This is a genomic window from Rubrobacter marinus, assembly GCF_011492965.1.
GTDB classification, from domain to species: Bacteria; Actinomycetota; Rubrobacteria; order Rubrobacterales; family Rubrobacteraceae; genus Rubrobacter_F; species Rubrobacter_F marinus.
Genome location: NZ_CP045121.1, coordinates 1,950,840 through 1,967,980 on the forward strand (window position 1 = coordinate 1,950,840; position 17,141 = coordinate 1,967,980).

At 68.9% G+C, this 17,141-nt stretch carries 18 protein-coding genes and 1 pseudogene; 18 read left to right on the forward strand and 1 reads right to left on the reverse strand.

The genetic code is table 11. From position 1 onward, the window contains the following. Positions 1 to 126 precede the first annotated feature (126 nt). The 18 genes and pseudogenes from GBA65_RS09960 (at position 127) to GBA65_RS10040 (ending at position 16,231) form a co-directional block, all read left to right on the forward strand. Positions 127 to 1,074: a Phenylacetic acid catabolic protein gene (locus GBA65_RS09960; protein ID WP_166396432.1), complete on the forward strand. Its 948-nt coding sequence runs from the start codon at positions 127 to 129 to the stop codon at positions 1,072 to 1,074. Positions 1,075 to 1,076: 2 nt separating this feature from the next. Next, entirely contained in the window at positions 1,077 to 1,799 is a 723-nt protein-coding gene (locus tag GBA65_RS09965) for an alpha/beta fold hydrolase (protein WP_166396433.1), read from the forward strand. Between the two features lie 10 nt (positions 1,800 to 1,809). Then, a complete protein-coding gene (locus tag GBA65_RS09970) occupies positions 1,810 to 2,115 on the forward strand; it encodes a metal-sulfur cluster assembly factor (RefSeq protein WP_166396434.1) in 306 nt (101 codons plus the stop codon). Further along, positions 2,115 to 2,312: a hypothetical protein gene (locus GBA65_RS09975; RefSeq protein WP_166396435.1), complete on the forward strand. Its 198-nt coding sequence runs from the start codon at positions 2,115 to 2,117 to the stop codon at positions 2,310 to 2,312. Before GBA65_RS09970 ends, GBA65_RS09975 begins: the two co-directional genes overlap by 1 nt. 10 nt (positions 2,313 to 2,322) lie before the next feature. Continuing rightward, positions 2,323 to 2,532 (forward strand): hypothetical protein, encoded by a 210-nt coding sequence (locus tag GBA65_RS09980; RefSeq protein WP_166396436.1) that lies wholly within the window; start codon positions 2,323 to 2,325, stop codon positions 2,530 to 2,532. Between the two features lie 26 nt (positions 2,533 to 2,558). Then, on the forward strand, positions 2,559 to 3,356 hold the full coding sequence (locus tag GBA65_RS09985) for a Phenylacetic acid catabolic protein (RefSeq protein ID WP_228281820.1): 798 nt from the start codon (positions 2,559 to 2,561) through the stop codon (positions 3,354 to 3,356). Beyond that, positions 3,308 to 3,487 (forward strand): PaaD-like zinc ribbon domain-containing protein, encoded by a 180-nt coding sequence (locus GBA65_RS27015; protein WP_456115080.1) that lies wholly within the window; start codon positions 3,308 to 3,310, stop codon positions 3,485 to 3,487. Before GBA65_RS09985 ends, GBA65_RS27015 begins: the two co-directional genes overlap by 49 nt. Next, positions 3,484 to 4,272, forward strand: a complete 789-nt coding sequence (locus tag GBA65_RS09990; protein WP_166396438.1) for an enoyl-CoA hydratase/isomerase family protein — start codon at positions 3,484 to 3,486, stop codon at positions 4,270 to 4,272. Before GBA65_RS27015 ends, GBA65_RS09990 begins: the two co-directional genes overlap by 4 nt. Before the next feature lie 3 nt (positions 4,273 to 4,275). Next, complete coding sequence (locus GBA65_RS09995) at positions 4,276 to 4,827, forward strand: gamma carbonic anhydrase family protein (protein ID WP_166396439.1); 552 nt, start codon at positions 4,276 to 4,278, stop codon at positions 4,825 to 4,827. Positions 4,828 to 4,829: 2 nt separating this feature from the next. Then, on the forward strand, positions 4,830 to 6,305 hold the full coding sequence (locus tag GBA65_RS10000) for an aldehyde dehydrogenase family protein (RefSeq protein ID WP_166396440.1): 1,476 nt from the start codon (positions 4,830 to 4,832) through the stop codon (positions 6,303 to 6,305). Positions 6,306 to 6,320: 15 nt separating this feature from the next. After that, the gene (locus tag GBA65_RS10005; RefSeq protein WP_166396441.1) at positions 6,321 to 7,097 is read left to right on the forward strand and encodes an enoyl-CoA hydratase/isomerase family protein; all 777 of its coding nucleotides are present in this window, start codon (positions 6,321 to 6,323) and stop codon (positions 7,095 to 7,097) included. A 99-nt stretch (positions 7,098 to 7,196) separates the two neighbouring features. Continuing rightward, positions 7,197 to 7,832 carry a TetR/AcrR family transcriptional regulator gene (locus GBA65_RS10010; RefSeq protein WP_166396442.1) on the forward strand — a complete coding sequence of 212 codons (636 nt, stop codon included), beginning with the start codon at positions 7,197 to 7,199 and terminating at the stop codon, positions 7,830 to 7,832. Between the two features lie 526 nt (positions 7,833 to 8,358). Continuing rightward, positions 8,359 to 9,411, forward strand: a complete 1,053-nt coding sequence (locus tag GBA65_RS10015; protein ID WP_166396443.1) for a benzoate/H(+) symporter BenE family transporter — start codon at positions 8,359 to 8,361, stop codon at positions 9,409 to 9,411. A 334-nt stretch (positions 9,412 to 9,745) separates the two neighbouring features. Then, a pseudogene (locus GBA65_RS10020) lies at positions 9,746 to 11,292 on the forward strand (adenine deaminase C-terminal domain-containing protein). A gap of 837 nt (positions 11,293 to 12,129) precedes the next feature. Then, positions 12,130 to 12,405 carry a sulfatase-like hydrolase/transferase gene (locus GBA65_RS25160; RefSeq protein WP_166396444.1) on the forward strand — a complete coding sequence of 92 codons (276 nt, stop codon included), beginning with the start codon at positions 12,130 to 12,132 and terminating at the stop codon, positions 12,403 to 12,405. A 10-nt stretch (positions 12,406 to 12,415) separates the two neighbouring features. Next, entirely contained in the window at positions 12,416 to 13,579 is a 1,164-nt protein-coding gene (locus tag GBA65_RS10030; RefSeq protein ID WP_166396445.1) for a sulfatase, read from the forward strand. 25 nt (positions 13,580 to 13,604) lie between these two features. Beyond that, positions 13,605 to 14,777: an iron-containing alcohol dehydrogenase gene (locus GBA65_RS10035; RefSeq protein ID WP_166396446.1), complete on the forward strand. Its 1,173-nt coding sequence runs from the start codon at positions 13,605 to 13,607 to the stop codon at positions 14,775 to 14,777. Beyond that, positions 14,774 to 16,231, forward strand: coding sequence for an aldehyde dehydrogenase family protein (locus GBA65_RS10040; protein ID WP_228281823.1), 1,458 nt, complete (start codon positions 14,774 to 14,776; stop codon positions 16,229 to 16,231). The genes GBA65_RS10035 and GBA65_RS10040 overlap by 4 nt, the downstream gene beginning before the upstream one ends. A gap of 46 nt (positions 16,232 to 16,277) precedes the next feature. Here GBA65_RS10040 and GBA65_RS10045 read toward each other — a convergent pair whose 3' ends face one another. Continuing rightward, the gene (locus GBA65_RS10045; RefSeq protein ID WP_228281824.1) at positions 16,278 to 17,072 is read right to left on the reverse strand and encodes an IclR family transcriptional regulator; all 795 of its coding nucleotides are present in this window, start codon (positions 17,070 to 17,072) and stop codon (positions 16,278 to 16,280) included. Positions 17,073 to 17,141: the final 69 nt, after the last annotated feature.

The window sequence follows — 17,141 nt, forward strand, 5'->3', positions numbered from 1 at the left end:
CCCGTTCGTCCCGCCCACCTCCGGGCGCAACCCCTCGTGCGAAACCTCCCAAACCCCTTGATTTTGACCGTCCGGTCAGTTACTCTGTGCGAGGATTGGAAGGCTAGAAAGGAGCGGGGCATGACTATGACGGCCGTAACCGAGGAGATACTCCTCGACCGCATAAAGAGCGGGAAGTTGATCGAGGATTCTTCCCAGGCGACGGAGCGTTACATCGAGGGGTTGAAGCGGACTTTGATCGTCTCGGCCGACACGGAGCTCATAAGCGCCCCGGCCTACATGAACGCGACGAAGGACTTCTCGACGCTGCCGAGCGTCAACAACTACATCACCGTCATGGGCATTGTGCAGGACGAGCTCGGGCACGCGCACATCGCGTACCGGATGCTCCGCGACCTCGGGGTCGACACGGAGGAGCTCGTCTACGAGCGCAAGCCGCGCCAGTTCAAGTACCCCTACGCCTTCGACGTGCCGCTGGAGAGCTTCACCGAGCTTATCGTGGGGAACGGCTTCTACGATAGGGCCGGGTTCGTGCTCCTGAGCGACATCCACCAGAACTGCTCGTATGGTCCTTGGAAGAGGGCGCTGGTCAAGGTCGACCGGGAGGAGAACTTCCACCTCAGGCACGGCGAGAAGTGGATGAAGGCCTTCTCGAAGGACCCGGAGAAGAAGGCCGAGCTGCAGCGGGCGGTCGATTGGATGTTCCCGCTCACGCTGGAGTGGTTCGGGCTGCCGGACGGCAAGAAGAAGCACAACGAGCAGATCGAGTACGGCTACAAGGGCTCGACGAACGACCAGTTGAGGCAGACCTGGATGTCCCACACGGTGCCGCTCTGCGAGGGCCTCGGGCTCGACGTGCCGGCGCACTACGACGCCGAAGGGGAGAAGTACGTCGTGGACTTCCCGTTCCCGGCGCAGTTCGACGCCGAGGAGAAGCGCTGGAAGTTCGAGGACGGCGCCATCACCTGGGACGACGTCATGAAGCGCTGGAAGGACCGCGGTCCGAACAACGAGGAGTACGTGAACCACCTCCAGCGCGGCTACAAGGAGCTCTACGCCAAAGACGTGGTCTAGGGTTGAGCACGTTCGTACTCATCCACGGGGCCTATCACGGCAAGTGGTGCTGGGAGAAGCTCGCGCCCCTTCTCGAAAGGGAGGGGCACGAGGCCGTCGCGGTCGATCTGCCCGGCCACGGCGAGGATGGGACCCCCGTCGGCGAGGTTACGCTGCAGGACTACACGGACCGCGTTTGCGAGGTCCTGCGGCGGCAGTCCGGGCCCGTCGTGCTCGTGGGGCACAGCCTGAGCGGCATCGCCATAAGCCAGGCCGCGGAGCAGTGTCCGGGCAGGATCGAGAAGCTCGTCTACCTGAGCGCGTTGCTGCTGCCGAACGGCAAGAGCGCGGCGGAGGCCTCTCAGGAGGACCCGGAGTCGGTGATCTCCGAGAGCACCGAGCTCGACGCGGAGAACGGGCGGCTCGTGCTCGAGGACGCGGGGATAACGGACGCCCTCTACAACGACTGCTCCGAGGAAGACGTGGAGCGGGCCAGGCGGATGGTCGGACCGCAGCCCCTGGCGCCTCTCGCGACGCCGGTGCAGCTCACGCAGGGCAACTACGGCGGCGTCAGGCGGACGTACGTAAAGACCCTGCGGGACAGAGCCGTCAGCCCGGCGGTGCAGGAGAAGATGCTCGCCGAGATGCCCTGCGAGAAGGTCGTCTCGATGGAGACCGGGCACATGTCGTTCTTCGCCGACCCCGAAAATCTGGCGAAGAACCTCGATTCTCTCGCGAGACTCTGAAAGGAGCGGGATGCACACGGTAGAAGAAGTGCGGGACGCGCTGCGGGAGGTTCTGGATCCCGAGTACCCGATCAGCCTCGTCGACCTCGGGCTCATACGCGGGATCGAGGTAGAGGGCTCGAAGGCTTACATCAAGCTGACGTACACCTGCATGGGGTGTCCGGCGATGGACATGATCCAGGATGACGTCCGGGACCGGCTGCTGGAGATGGAGGGCATCGACGAGGTAGACATCGAGGTCGTCTGGGAGACGTGGTCGCGCAAGGACATCACGCCGCTGGGCAAGAAGCAGCTCAAGCAGGTCGGGGTCGTCTAATGCGCCCCGTGGACAACTACGAGGTCTTCACGGCGCGGGTGGGGGAGGAGAACCCCCTCAGGCACAACGGCAACGTGCGGGCCTCGGAGCCGAAGGACGCGGCGGTCTACGCCCACCTCATGTACGACGAGTGGCGCTGGCGCGAGATGTTCGTCGTGCCGAGCGAGGCGCTCGTACGGGTGATCAGGCCGGAGTAGGGGGAGGGGCATGGAGAGGTACATGGTCTTTGCGCGCACGGAGTACGACCAGCCCATCGAGCATCGGGGCGACGTCGAGGCCGGGAGCGACGAGGAGGCGGCGAAGGTCGCGCAGGAGCGCCACGGCAGGGACTGGCTGGAGATGACGCTCGTCCCGGTGAGCAGGGCTTACTGGGCCGAGAAGGAGACCCAGGAGGGCGAGACGGAGGTGCAGGTGTGACCGGTCGTCCGGAAGGCACGGATAAGGTGGCGCCGGGACGCGGCGCCGAGAACGAGTTTCTCGTCGAGAGCGACGACGCTCTGGCGGCGCTGGTCAACGTCATCGCGGTCATAGGCGACAACGAGTACTTTCTCGGCCGCCGCGTCTCCGAGTGGGCCGACGCAGGACCGCTGCTGGAGTCGACGGCGGCGTGCGCGGCGATCACGCAGGACAAGCTGGGGCACTCCCGTGCGATCTACCCGCTCCTGGAGGAGCTCCCGTGGCCGAACCCGCCGACGGGCTTGCAGGGCGAGGTGGACCGGGCGCGGCGCTACTCGGTCAGCTTCCTCGACGACCCGCTGCCGAGCTGGTCGAACGTCGTCGCGGCGCTCGCGCTCGTGGGGCCCGCGGTGAACGTCGTGCTCGAGTCCGTCGAGAACTCCAGGTACGAGGCGCTCGCCAGGAGGGCGCACCGCATCCTCGACGAGGAGAAGCTCACCTCCGCCTACGCCGAGAGCCTCGTGCGCCAGATCGCCTACGAGGAGCGGGGCCGCGCACTGCTCCAGGAGCGGGTGAACGACCTGTTCCCGGAGATGCTGTGCTGGTTCGGGCCCGAGGGCGAGGAAGGCATCGAGGCCCTGAGGGCCGAGGGGCTGGCGAGCATGAGCAACGAGGAGATGCGCCAGAGGTACCTCGACCGGATCGTGCCGCTCCTCAAGGGCTGCGGCGTGGAGATCCCGGTGGAGCGAGACGAGAGCGAGGGACGATGGGAGTACGGAGACCTGCCATGGAACGAATGGAACCAGCTGCAGCGCCGTCTGGAGAGGTCGAAGGCAACGGCGTAGACGGGCCGCTCATCTGCCCCTGGTGCGACGGGGAGGACGTCGAAAAGATCTCCGAATACGGCCCGCACCTCATGGTCTACTCGTTCATGTGCCGGGAGTGCAACAGCCCGTTCGAAGTCATCAAACGATGACCGAGCCCTCGGGCCTGAGCGTCACGCCGGAGGAGGGCGGCGCGCTCCTCGTGGAGTTCGACCGCCCCGAGAAACGGAACGCCCTGGACGAAGGGCTGCAGGGCGAACTGCTCGCCGTCCTCCAGGAGGCGGCGGTAGACCGTGGGGTGCGCGGCGTGATCCTCACCGGGAGCGGCGAGGCGTTCTCTGCGGGCGGCGACCTCTCCAGGTTCGAGAAGGACTGGGACCCCGCCGAGTTTCGGGCGCAGAGCCACGAGTTGACGCGGCTCATCTCCGCCGTGGAGAGGTTGGAGAAGCCGGTGGTCGCGGCCGTCAACGGGCTCGCGACCGGGGCCGGGACGCAGCTCGCGCTCTCTTGCGACCTTCGGATCGCCTCCGAGAACGCGCGTTTTTTGTTCAGGGAGGGCATGATCGGGCTAATACCGAGCCACGGCGGGACGTCGCGGCTCGTCAAGCTCGTCGGGCTTGCCAGGGCACGCGACATCGTGCTCGGCGGCGAGGATCTGGACGCGTCCGAGGCGTTCCGGCACGGGCTCGTCACGCGCGTGGTCCCGCACGGACGGCTGCTCGACGAAGCGAGGGAGCGCCTGGGACACATCCTGAGGCGGGCGCCGCAGGCCTACGGGCTCGCCAAGCGCCTCCTTCACCTCTCGGCGAGCGTGGACCTGGAGAGCGGGCTCTTCGCGGAGAGCCTCGCGCAGAGCTCGCTCGTAGGGACCGAAGACCACAAGGAAGGCGTGCGGGCCACCCGCGAGCGGCGCGCGCCCCTCTTCGAGGGAAGGTAGGGTTTGGCGCATTTTCTTGCTTTCGAGGGGAAGGAGCCCCGGGTCGCCCCCGACGCCTTCGTCGCCCCGACCGCGGTCCTTGTCGGGGACGTGGTCGTCGAGGAGGGGGCGAGCGTCTGGTTCGGGGCCGTCCTGAGGGGCGACTTCAACCGGATCGTGGTAGGGGCCGGGAGCACCGTGCAGGACAACTCCGTGCTGCACACGGCGGAGGACCAGCCGACGGTCATAGGGGCCAACGTCACGGTCGGGCACCTCTCGATGCTGGAGGGTTGCACGGTCGGGGATGGGGCCCTGATCGGGATGGGGAGCATCGTGCTCAACCGGGCGCGCGTCGGGAAGGGGGCGATGCTGGCGGCGGGGAGCGTGGTGAGGGAGGGCGGCGAGATCCCGCCGGAGGTCCTCGCGGCGGGGGTACCGGCGCAGGTGAAGAAGGAGCTCGGGGGGAGTTCCTCGGAGTGGGTACAGACCGCCGCGCGCGAGTACCAATCGCTGCGGCTAAAGTACATGGGCAGGCCGGAGTATTCCATGGGTGAGAGCGGGAAGGGAGAAGCTTAAGCATGACTCAGGCGTTGATAAACGGGGAGAGGGTAGGAGCGAAGTCCGGCGAGGAGATGCCGGTCGTCAACCCGGCGACGGGGGAGCAGTTCGATTCCGTGCCCAAGTCGGGCGCGGAGGATGTGGACGCGGCGGTCGAGGCGGCGAAGGCGGCGTTTGGCCCCTGGTCGAAGACCGACCCGGACGAGCGGGCCCAGATCATGCGCGCCGGGGTGGCGAAGATACAAGAGAACTCCAAGGAGATCGCGAAGCTCCTCGTGCAGGAGCAGGGCAAGCCGATGATGGAGGCGATGGGCGAGCTCCATCACTTCCTGCACGGGATGAACTTCTACGCGGACCTGGCCAGCAAGATCCGGGGCTCCTACGCCCCGCTGCCGTCCACGTTCGGGACGAGCTACGGCATGGTCATCAAGCGCCCGATCGGCGTCTGCGCCGCGATCGTCCCGTACAACTTCCCCCTTACGCTCATGGGGACGAAGGTCGGACCGGCGCTCGCCGCCGGCAACACGATCGTCGTGAAGCCGGCCGACACGACGCCGCTGGCGACCTTGAGGATCGCGGAGCTCATGCAGGAGGCGGAGCTTCCGGCGGGCGTGCTGAACGTCGTGACCGGCCCGGGCAAGGAGGTCGGGGAGGCGCTCGTGGGGCACCCGGACGTGCGCCGGGTAGCGTTCACGGGGAGCACGGCCGTGGGCCGGAGGGTCATGGAGATCGCGGCTCCGCAGTTCAAGCGGGTCTCGGCGGAGCTCGGCGGCTCGGACCCCGTGATCGTCTGCCCGGACGCGAACGTCGAGAACGCTGTGAAGGGGATCAACGTCGGCCGGTTCTTCAACGCGGGCCAGGCGTGCCTCGCGGCCAAGCGGGTCTACGTCTTCGAGGAGGTCTACGACCAGTTTATGGAGAGCCTCATAAAGAGGGTCTCGCGCTACGAGGTCGGGGACGGGATGGAGAAGGCGGAGAAGCCGAAGATTCGGATGGGCCCCCTGAACGCCGCCCGCCACCGCGACGCCCTCCAGGAGCAGCTCGACGACGCGGTGAAGGGCGGGGCGAGCGTCGCGTACCAGGGCGAGACGAACGGGGGCGGCGGGTACTTCTTCGCCCCGGCGATCCTGGAGAACGCGCCCCACGACAGCCGGGTGACACGCGAGGAGACGTTCGGGCCGCTGTTGCCGGTCTTCAAGGTCAAGAGCATCAACGAGGCCATCGGACTCGCGAACGACACGAGCTACGGGCTCGGTTCTTCGATCTGGACGTACAACGTCAGGTACATCAATAAGGCCGCGCAGGAGATCGAGTCGGGGATGACGTGGGTGAACCAGCTCCACTTCGGCTACGACGAGCTGCCGTTCGGGGGCATAAAGGACTCCGGCATCGGCCGCGAGCACGGACCGGAGGCCCTGGAGTCGTACCTCGAGGCGAAGTCCGTCGCGGTCGGCGACCTCGACGTCGTGGAAGAAGAGGGCTCGGGCCTACAGTAAGGGAGGGGAGAGAGCATGGCGGTAGAGTACGGCAGGGAAGGCAACGTAGGGTACGTGACCCTGAACAAGCCCCCGGCGAACAGCTACGACTACTCCTTTATGGAGGAGCTGGGCGAGAGCGTCAACGAGGCGGCCTCGGACGCCGGAGCCCGCGCGGTCATCCTCAGGAGCGCCTCGGAGCGGTTCTTCAGCGCGGGCGCGGACATCAAGGCGTTCAACCAGAACCCGCCCGAAGAGAACATGGACATGATCCGGCTCGCCCACGAGAACCTCGCGCGCATAGCCGAGCTCCCGAAGGTCTTTATCGCCCAGATCGGCGCGACGGCCCTGGGCGGCGGCCTGGAGATGGCGCTCGCGTGCGACTTACGCTTCGGCGCGGAGGGCGAGTACTACCTCGGGCTCCCGGAGGCGACGCTGGGGCTCCTGCCGGGCAACGGCGGCACGCAGCGGCTTCCGCGCCTCATCGGGGCGCCCAAGGCGCTGGACCTCATGATCACGGGCCGCAGGCTCTCGCCCCCGGAGGCACACGAGCTCGGCATCCTCGACCGGCTGTTCCCGGCCGGTTCGTTGGAGGAGGAGACGCTGAAGTACGCCCAGGGGCTCGCGGACGGGGCGGCGCAGGCGATCGGCTCCATAAAGCTCGCCGTCCACCGCGGGATGGACAAGCCGCTGGCGGAGGGGCTCGGGATCGAGCGCGAACTGGTCGAGCCGTTGTTCAGCAGCGAGGAGTCGAAGGAGGGCATAGGGGCCTTCATGGAGAAGCGCAAGCCGGAGTTCGCCAAGCAAACGTAGCATCTTGCTCCGGCATGTAAAATAGTTTCAAGAGCGGTTCCTGGGGGAGGGCTCCACCCCTCCCCCGATCTTCTACGAGCAACGTAAGGAGCGCATAGCGTGTCCCAGCCCGACACCCTTATACAGATCTCAGACCGGGACGGCGACTCCCTCGCGCCGAAGCAGGCGCGCCTCATCAGGAGCGCGTACAAGGTCATGGGTGAGAAGGGGCTGGGACACCTCTCGTTGCAGGACGTCGCGGACGACGCGGGGGTGAGCAAGGCCATCCTCCCGTACTACTTCGAGTCCAAGGAGAACCTGATCCTCCTCACCATGCGCTGGGTGCTCGCGCGCGTCGCCCAGCGCATCCGCGAGGCGATCTCGCGCGCCGAGAGCGCCGAGTCGAAGGTCTCGGCGATGATCGACGCGATCTTCGTGAACGCGGAGTCCAACCGCCGCTTCTACCTGGTCTTCTTCGACTTTCTCGGCTACGCGGCCCGCAACGACCGCTTCGCCGACGTCGGCGCGACCTTTCACGAGATCTGCAACGGCCTCTACGCCGAGGTCGTGCGCGCCGGGCAGGAAGAAGGGGTCTTCAACGGGACGGACGCGCGCGAGGCGGCAACGGTGGTCCGCGCCCTCGTGGACGGGCTGTTCACGCAGTGGATCCAGGAGAAGGACTGGGAGAACACCCACGCGGAGTACCGCGAGGTCTGCAAACGCTCCGTCCTTGCCTACCTTACCGCCGGCGTCTAGCGCGTAGAGGCCTTCCCTCAGGGCGCTTGCCCGTGGCGCCACACACCGACCGATGCCGGCTTCGCCATGCCCTCGCGTCCCACACCCGGCGCCTGCGCTCCGCCCGGCCTCGTAGCCGTTGCCCGGAGTTGTCCGATCGGTCAATAATGAGGCCGGTTCGAGGCTTGGCGCCTCGGCGGGGCAAGCGGCAGCAAGCCGGGAGGATTGGCTCGTGAGCGACAGGGCGTGGTACGGCGGTTTGATGAGGCGACCGTGTGCTGCTTCGCTTCGGTCACTCCGGCCCTCGTCCTCGGTGTCGCGCCGGTCGTTTTCCGCAGGCTCGCGTCGCGGCGACCCGGGAAGGTAGCTTGCCCCTGCGCCTGACCGGTCCCGAACCGCCCGGGGACGTCGCACGCAACCTGCGGGACCTGCCGCGGTATACGACCGCGTCCACGCTCGGGGCCGGTTTCGTGGCGGCGCTTCTCGGGTCGACGGGGCCGGCGCTGCTGGTGTATCAGGCGGCCTCGGGCGCGGGTATCCGGAGGCGGTGATCTCCTCCTGGTTTCTCGCGATCTTTGTCGGTGGCGGGCTGTTGAGCCTGCTCTTGACGGTTCTGTACCGCGAGCCCATCTGCGGGGCCTACCCGATCGCGGGTAGCGCCCTGCTGGTCACGGTGCTCGGCGAGTACAGCATCGCGGAGGCGGTGGGGGCGTTCCTGGTCTCCGGCGTGCTCGTCACCCTGCTCGGTGTGACCGGCCTCTTCGACGCGGTGATGGAGCGCGTGCCCAACGAGGTCCTCATGGGGGCGCTCGCGGGGATACTCCTGCCGTTCGGGATCGAGGTCTTCGCCCTGCTCCCGTCGCAGCCGCTCCTGATCGGCTCGATGGTCGCGGCCTACCTCCTCGGCGTCCGCTTCGTGCGCGCGGTCCCGCCCGCCCTCCTCGCCCTCGTCGCCGGGTTCGCCGTGGCGGGGGCGAGCGGCCGGGTCGAGGTGGCGGAGCTCGAGCTCGCGCTCTCTCGGCCGGTCCTGATCCCGCCTTCCTTCGATTGGGGCGCGGTCGTCTCCGTCGCCGTGCCGCTCACGCTGCTCGCCGTCGCGACGCAGAACGCGCCCGGGGTCGGGATACTCAGGGCAAATGGGTACGCGCCGCCGACGAACGCCGTCACGATCTTCAGCGGGATAGGTTCGATCCTGACCGCGCCCCTCGTCGGCAACGGGGTGAACATCGCCGCCCCGATGACGGCGGTCTGCGCGGGGCCCGAGGCGCACCCGGACGTGGAGGGGCGCTACGTCGCCACGGTGACGCAAGGGGTGTTGTTCGTCGCCTTCGGGCTCGCGGGGGCCACCGTGATCTCGCTTATCGGCGCGCTGCCCGCCGCCCTCATCGCCGGCGTCGCGGGGCTCACGCTCCTGCCGGTGATCCTGCAATCTCTGAGGCTCTCCGTCGGGGGCGAGAGGCACGCCCTCGCGGCGGGCGTGGCCCTGCTCGTCGGGGCCTCGGGCCTGAGCATCCTCGGCATAAACTCGACCTTCTGGGCGCTCGTCGTCGGGGTGGCGCTCGCCAAGGTGCTCGGCGGGAACGAGGGGAAGAAGCCGTGAATCACCCCCGGGGCGGCTCTTTTGTAGGATCGGCGCGTGGCGCCGAAGGTGCCGTGGCGGATTTCCCTATAAAAGACGGCGCACGAACCTCATCGTGCCCGAAGCCCTGGAGAATCTGAGCATGCAGCCCAGCCCCGAGGAGCACGCGAAGGTCATAGAGACGGCTCGCGGCGAGCGCCCGGCGGAGCTTTTCGTGCGCGGCGGCACGATAGCGAACGTCTACTCGGGCGAGCTGCACCCGGGGAACGTCGCCGTCACCGGCGGGCGCATAGCGTACGTGGGGGAGGGCGAGGGGGCCATAGGGCCCGAGACGCGGGTGGTCGAGGCGGACGGGATGGTCGTGGCGCCCGGCTACGTCGAGGCGCACTTCCACCCCTGGGTCCTCTACAACCCCGTGAGCCTCGTCGAGGGCGTCCTCCCCCTGGGCACGACCACGATCTTCGCCGACAACCTCTTCTTCTACATGCAGATGGGGCCGGACGGCTTCCGGGCCATGATCGAGGACCTCGAGGAGCTGCCGCTCTCCTACCTGTGGATGGCGCGCCTCACCTCCCAGGCGAAGTTCCCCGGCGAGGACGAGATGTTCGCCCTCGAGAAGGTCGAGCCCCTCCTCCGGCGCGACGACGTCGCCGGCACGGCCGAGGTGACGCGCTGGCCCGCCCTCGCGGCCGGAGATCCCAACCTCTTGGCCGGCATCCGCGCCGCCAAGGCGCTCGGTAAGATCGTGGACGGCCACACCGGGGGCGCCTCGGAGGCGCGCCTGCAGCCGGTCGTCGCGGCGGGCATCGACGCGGACCACGAGGCGATCTCGAAGACCGAGGTCCTGAACCGCCTCAGGCTCGGGGTGTGGACGATGCTCCGGAACAGCTCGCTCCGCCCCGACCTGCCGGAGCTGCTGCGCGCCGTGACCGAGGACGGCGTCAGCACGCAGCGGCTCATGATGAGCACGGACGGCCCCTCCCCCGAGTTTGTCGCCGAGAACGGGCTCGTGGACGGCCTGCTCCGCATAGCCGTCGAGAGCGGCGTCCCACCCGTACAGGCGCTCCAGACCGTAACGATCAACCCGGCCACGCTGTTCAGGATCGACGGACAGGTGGGCGGCATAGGCATCGGCCGGCGCGCCGACCTCCTGCTCCTGCCGGACCTCGTCTCCTTCCGCCCCGAGACGGTCATCACCAGGGGCCGCGTCGTCGCCGAACGGGGCAAGCTCACCGCCCCGCTGCCGCGCCTCGACTGGTCGCGCTACGGGAGCCGGCCGCGCTTCGACCGGGGCCCCGACCTCGCGGACCCCGCGCTCTACCCGCAAAGAGCCGCCGGAGAGGAGGCCGAGGTCCCGGTCCTGCACCTCAAGACGGCGGTGATCTCCGAGAGGAGGGAGGCGCGCGTTGGGGTGAAGGGCGGGCGCGTAGCGCTCGACGGGCGGCCGGGCCTGCTGCACGCCGCGCTCGTGGACCGGGAGGGGGCCTGGATCTCCCGCGCCCTCGTCTCCGGCCTCGCGGACGACCTCGAAGGTCTCGCGAGCACCTACAACACGACCACCCAGACCCTCGTCCTCGGAAGGGACCCGGACGCGATGGCCCGGGCGGCCCGGCGGGTGAGAGAGCTCGGCGGGGTATAGCGATCGTGAAGGGCGGGGAGGTGACGTACGAGATCGCCCTCCCCATCACCGGCATGATGTCCGGGCGCCCCTTCGACGAGGTGGTCGAGCTGAACCGGAGCCTCACCCGAGCCGTCAACGAAGCGGGCTACCGGCACCACGACATCCTCTACACCCTCCTGTTCCTGACCTGCGACTTCCTGCCCGCCCTGCGCCTCACGCCGCTCGGCCTCCTGGACGCAAAATCCTCCGAGGTGCTGCTGCCGAGCGCTAGACCCGAATAGCAGCCCCCCGCAGCGGCGGAACCCACCGCTGCGCGAGACGGACGTGCCTCGATCGTCGCGCCCGAAGGTTCATCCCGGCCCGAGAACACCGGCGAGAGCCTTTTGCGGGCGCTTGGCCGGTCAGGGATGCTCCCCCGTCGACCGGGGCCGGCGGGAGAGGGGCTCGCTTGTTCCGTCGTGCTCGATTCCCGCGGGGCGTAGAGGTTCCCCGGGAGGAGCAGCGGGTTCGCCGTCCAGGGGGGTCTCGTAGGGCTCCCCGGTCGGGGACCCGTAGCGGCCGGTGAGCGTGATGCCCTCCCGCAACCCCATCTCCCGGAGCGGGGGCACGAGGTTGTGGTGACTCCCAGACGGTCGCGATCTCCGCTCCGGCGGCGAGGTAGCTCGGCAGACAAAGCCCTGCGTCACGCAGCCTCGACTCCCTCATTGCCCGCTAGTAACAAACGTGGTATATGTTCTGTAATGAGGTGAATGTTCTTTATGACGCAACGTGAGAGGCCAGAGGTGTTTACGGGCGGCGCCGGTCGTATGGGGGGACCGGTGCGCTGGGGTACGGCCTCTTCCGGCGGGTATCGCGGGCCGGCGGTCTTTCTCGGCCGGTCGTTGGCGCCGGCGGTGCGCATGGGTTGCATGCCGGGCAGGAGCCTGGCTTCGAGGCTCTTCGCTGCGGAGAAGCCGGCGCACCGGATGAACCCGTGGTCGGACGAGGATCTGCACAGGATGGACGGTCAGGAGGGGGGAGGCCAGTATCGCGCGGGCCGCCGCGCGCCGCCGCGTCTCCGTCCGTAGCAAGAAGGGGGGTCGACTCTACAAACCATACGTCCGGTGCAGGAGGATCGTATGTCAGATCGCCCGAACATCCTGGTCATCGTCTCGGACACGTTCCGGCGCGACCATCTCGGCGCATACGGCAACCGCAACATCCACACGCCCCACCTCGACGCCTTCGCGCGCTCGTCGGTAGTCTTCGACGGGCACCTGATCTCTTCCTTCCCCACGATGCCCGCCCGCGCGGACATCCTGACGGGGACCTTCTCGTACACCTTCATGGGGTGGCAGCCCCTGCCGAGGGACCTTCCGACGCTCCCGGGCTCTTGTCGCAGGCCGGGTACCTGACGATGGGATCGTGGACACCCCGTTCTTCGTTCGCGGCGGCTTCGGGTACGACCGGGGCTTCGACGACTTCGTCTGGGTCAGGGGCCAGGGCGACGACACCAGGCCCCGGGAGCGCTCCGACTACCGCGCGACGTGGAGGCACGAGGCCGACCGGCTCGTGGCGCGCACGGTGGACGCAGCGGAGCGCTGGCTGGAGAGGCACTACGAGGAGCCGTTCTTCCTGTACGTGGACACGTGGGACCCGCACGAGCCGTGGGACGCGCCCGCGTACTACACGGCCAGGTACCGGCCGCAGTACGCAGGAAGGGAGCTCTACCCCGTCTACAGCAAGTGGGAGGAGGCTGGGCTCACCCCGGACGACATGGCCCTGGCGCACGCTTTGTACTGCGGCGAGGTCACGATGGTCGACTTCTGGGTCGGGCGCCTGCTCGCCAAGCTTGACGTGCTCGGGCTCCGGGAGAACACCATCGTCGTCTTCACCTCCGACCACGGGTTCTACTTCGGCGAGCACGGCTACTTCGGCAAGGCCGAGTGGTTCCACGACGCCGGGGCCACCGTCAAGGAGGGTTCGATGCTGCCGGCCTGGCTGCCCGAGTCGTGGCTCCTGACGATCGGGTGGTCGCCGCTGCACCGGGAGCTCACGAGGGTCCCCCTCATGGTGCGCGGTCCCGGGCTGGAGCCGGGGCGCAGGACGGCGCTCACCACCGCGCCGGACCTCGCGCCCACGATCCTCGAGCTGGCCGGCGTCGAGCGCCCGGCGAGCATGCAGGGGGAGTCGTTGCTGGAGGTCCTCGGGGGGGTGAGGGACGAGCACCGCCCGTTCGTCATAAGCTCCTGGCCGCTGTACTTCGCGGAGGGCGAGATCACCACGGCCGTCGACTCGCGGCCGCGGCGCATCTCCAGCTATATGCCGCTCACCGTGTCCACGAGGGACCGCTCCCTCATCCTCGGCGGGCCGTCGGAGATGCCGGAGCTCTACGACCTGACGGTAGACCCCGGCGAAGAAGTGAACGTCTGGGAGGAGCACGTCGCCGAGAGCAGGGCGATGTGCGAGGCCGCGATCTCGTTTCTCGAGAGGTGCGGGACGCCCGAGGAATACCTCACACCGAGGCGAGCTGCGCTCGATAAGTGGCTCCGGTCGGAGCGTAAAGGGCCGGCCAGCACGGTGGCGTGAGCGGCTATCTGAAGGAGGCAATGCGATGAGCGTCGAGGTCGAGGTTGTCCGCACCGTCGAGGTGCCGACCCGCATGGTACACGGGCCGGGCGCGCTCTCCCGTCTGGGCGAGCTCGCGAGGGAGTTGGGGATACGCAGGCCGTTTCTGGTCACCGACGGGGGCGTCTCCGCCGCTGGGATCGCCGATGAGGCGCTAAAGCACCTCGAAGGCGCCGTCCCCTTCGACGGCGTGTACCCGAACCCGGACGTAGGGCTCATCGGGCGGGCGAGCGCGCTTTACAACGAAGAAGGCTGCGACGGGCTCGTGGCCCTGGGCGGCGGCAGCTCCATCGACACCGCGAAGGGCGTGGGCGTCGAGGTCACGCACGGAGGCTCCATCTCCGAGTACGAGTACGGTAGGACCCCGATCACGAGGCGCATACCGCCGCTCGTCGCCGTGCCGACCACCGCCGGGACCGGGAGCGAGGTCACGCTGTGGGCCGTGATCGCCGACCACGAGCGGAAGATCAAGTTCAACGTCGGGGGCACGCTGCTGATCGGGGCAAGCGTCGCCCTCGTGGACCCCTCCCTCATGACCGGGCTGCCGCCCACGATCACGGCCGCAACCGGGATGGACGCCCTCTCGCACGGGATCGAGTGCTACACCTGCGACTACCACCAGCCGTTCAACGACGCCGTCGCCCTCGCCGCGATAGAGCTCGCCGCCCGCTGGCTCAGGACCGCCTGCGGGGACGGCGCCGACCTCGAGGCCCGCACGCACATGGCGCATGCGGCGACGCTCGGCGGCCTCGCCTACGGCACCGAGAGCGCGGGCGCGGCCCACGCCATGAGCCAGTCCGCCGGCGGCGTCCACGATTGTCCGCACGGCGCCCTGACAGCCCGCGTCCTCGGGCCGGTCTGCGAGTACAACGTCCCCGCCGCCCCCGAGCGCTACGCCCGCGTCGCCCAGGCCCTCGGTGCCGACGTCTTCGGGCTGCCGCCGATGGAGGCGGCAGCGGCCGGTATAGAGGAGCTGTACCGCCTGACCGAAGACGTCGGGATACCGACGATGCGGGAGCTCGGCTTCTCGGAGGAGGAGATCCCGCTGCTCGCCCGCATCGCCTACGAGGACCCGCAGACCGTCGGGAACCCGCGCGAGGTCGGCGTGGAAGAGTACGAGGAGATCTACAGGAACGCCTTCGCGAGGGGTGAGCGATGATAACGCGGACGCAAGACCACCGGATGTACGTCGCCGGCGACTGGACCCCGGGCGCCTCGGCGAGGCGCCTGGAGGCGACGAGCCCGGCGACGGGGGAGCCCATCGGCACCGTCCCCGAGGGCACCCGCGAGGACGCCCGCCGCGCGATCCTCGCCGCGAACGACGCCTGGCCCGCCTGGGCGGCACGCTCCGCCTTCGAGCGCGCCGCCGCGATGGACCGCGTGGCCGACCTCATCGAGGAGCGCCGCGACCACCTCGCGTACACGCTCACCCTGGATCAGGGCAAGCCGCTCCACGCCGAGGCCTACGACGAGGTCGACGAGCTCGTCGTGTACTTCCGCATGGCGGCCGCGGACGCCACGCGCCTCGACGGCTCGATGCCGCCCTCCGTGGACGCCACGAAACGCGTGTTCCTCCACCGCGTCCCGCGCGGGGTGGTCGGCGTCATAACACCCTGGAACTGGCCCTACACCATGCCGGCCGAGCTGCTCGCCCCGGCCCTCGCCTCCGGCAACGCCGTGGTCTGGTCGCCGGCCTCCTCGACCTCGATCTGCGCCGTCGGGCTGGCCGAATGCATCGCCGATGCCGAGCTGCCGCCCGGGGTCTTCAACATGATCACCGGGCCCGGCTCCGAGGTCGGGGACGAGATAGCCGCGAGCCCCGGAACGCAGGCGATCGGCTTCGTCGGCTCGACCGCGACCGGCCGGAGGGTCGCCGAGCGCGCCGCCGGGAAGGCGACCCTCCTGGAGATGGGCGGCAACGGGCCTATGGTGATCCTGGAAGACGCGGACCTCGACGCTGCGGCTGAGGCGACGCTGGCCTCGGCCTTTCTGTGCGCGGGCCAGAGCTGCACCGCCGGGGAGCGCTTCCTCGTCCACGAGAGGGTCTACGACGGCTTCCTGGCTCGGCTCGAAGCCGCGATAGGACGGGGGCTCCGGCTCGGCGATCCCTTCTCCCCGGAGACGACGATGGGGCCGCTGAACAACGAGACGACCGCGAGCAAGATGGACCGCCACGTGGCCGACGCCCTCGACCGTGGGGCGGAGCTCCTGCGCGGCGGCTCCCGGGCCGGCGGCTTCCCGACGCGTCTCTACTACGAGCCCACGGTGCTCGGCGGGGTGACGGAGGAGATGGAGGTCGCGCGCGAGGAGACCTTCGGGCCTATCGTCCCCGTCACGGCGATTCGGGACGAGGCCGAGGCGCTACGGACGATCAACTCCTCGCCCTACGGCCTGCTCACCGCCGTCTGGACCGGAGACCTCGCCCGGGGACTGCGCTTCGCAGAGTCGGTGCGGACCGGCTGGGTAAACGTCAACGCCTCCTCCAACCACTGGGAGAGCCACCTGCCCTTCGGCGGCCGCGCCGGCTCTCGATCCGGCATCGGACGCGTCGGGGGCCGCTACCCGATGGAGACCTTTACCGAGCTGAAGACCGTCATCCTGAGCCTGCGCTAAACGGGCGAGGTTGTGGGCGGCCGGCGCCGGTGGGACGCCCGGGTGCTCAGCGGGCCGGGCTCTCGCCCCGGCTACGGAACCCGAGGCACTGGGAGATCTCGGCGGCCGCTTCCCGCACCGGGGCGACGACCTCCTCCGCGGACTCGACCGGCAGCCGGAAGGACGGGCCCGAGACGGAGACGGCGGCGACGACCGAGCCGTTGGCGTCCCGTATGGGCGCCCCGGCCGCGCTCAGGCCGATCTCGAGCTCCTCGACGGTGAAGGCGTAGTCGTCGCGCAGGACCTCTCTCAGCTTGTCCTCGAGGTTGGCCGGGTCGACCACGGTGTGCTCCGTGAAGCGCTCCAGCGGCCTCCTCAGGATGCGCCGGCGCTGGTCCTCGGGCATGTGGACCAGGAAGAGCTTGCCGGAGGCCGTGGCGTGCAGCGGGGTGTGTACCCCGGTCCAATCGGCGCTCAGGGCGGAGGACCTGGAGATGGTCTGGTGGATGATGACGGCGTCGTCGCCCTCCAGCATCGCCACGGTGACCGTCTCGCGCGTCTGCTCGCTGAGGCGCTCGCAGATCGGGCGGGCGCACCGGACGACGTCGAGGTCGGCGGTCACCGCGCTCGCGAGCAGCACCAGGCCGAAACCCAGGCGGTACTTCTCCGTCACCGCGCTCTGCTCGACCATCCCACGGTCGCGCAGCGTGGTGAGCAGCCGGTAGGCGGTGGACTTGTGGATGTTCAGCTCGTTCGCCACCTCGGTCACCCTGGACCATCCCCGGTTGGCGAGAAACTCGAGCACGGTGATCGCCCGGTCGACCGACTGGACGCCGCCTCCCTTGCGATCCGTGGCTTCCATGGCCGAGCATTCTACATCGTTCATGCTTGTACTCCCACACCTCGCGGCGCGCGGCCCGGACGAGGTACG

Coding starts and splice junctions, on each gene's coding strand:
- GBA65_RS09960 (WP_166396432.1), top strand. CDS start 127: ATGACGGCCGTAACCGAGGAGATACTCCTCGACCGCATAAAGAGCGGG.
- GBA65_RS25160 (WP_166396444.1), top strand. CDS start 12,130: ATGTCAGATCGCCCGAACATCCTGGTCATCGTCTCGGACACGTTCCGG.
- GBA65_RS10040 (WP_228281823.1), top strand. CDS start 14,774: ATGATAACGCGGACGCAAGACCACCGGATGTACGTCGCCGGCGACTGG.
- GBA65_RS09990 (WP_166396438.1), top strand. CDS start 3,484: ATGACCGAGCCCTCGGGCCTGAGCGTCACGCCGGAGGAGGGCGGCGCG.
- GBA65_RS27015 (WP_456115080.1), top strand. CDS start 3,308: ATGGAACCAGCTGCAGCGCCGTCTGGAGAGGTCGAAGGCAACGGCGTA.
- GBA65_RS09970 (WP_166396434.1), top strand. CDS start 1,810: ATGCACACGGTAGAAGAAGTGCGGGACGCGCTGCGGGAGGTTCTGGAT.
- GBA65_RS10035 (WP_166396446.1), top strand. CDS start 13,605: ATGAGCGTCGAGGTCGAGGTTGTCCGCACCGTCGAGGTGCCGACCCGC.
- GBA65_RS10045 (WP_228281824.1), bottom strand. CDS start 17,072: ATGGAAGCCACGGATCGCAAGGGAGGCGGCGTCCAGTCGGTCGACCGG.
- GBA65_RS09975 (WP_166396435.1), top strand. CDS start 2,115: ATGCGCCCCGTGGACAACTACGAGGTCTTCACGGCGCGGGTGGGGGAG.
- GBA65_RS10000 (WP_166396440.1), top strand. CDS start 4,830: ATGACTCAGGCGTTGATAAACGGGGAGAGGGTAGGAGCGAAGTCCGGC.
- GBA65_RS10005 (WP_166396441.1), top strand. CDS start 6,321: ATGGCGGTAGAGTACGGCAGGGAAGGCAACGTAGGGTACGTGACCCTG.
- GBA65_RS09980 (WP_166396436.1), top strand. CDS start 2,323: ATGGAGAGGTACATGGTCTTTGCGCGCACGGAGTACGACCAGCCCATC.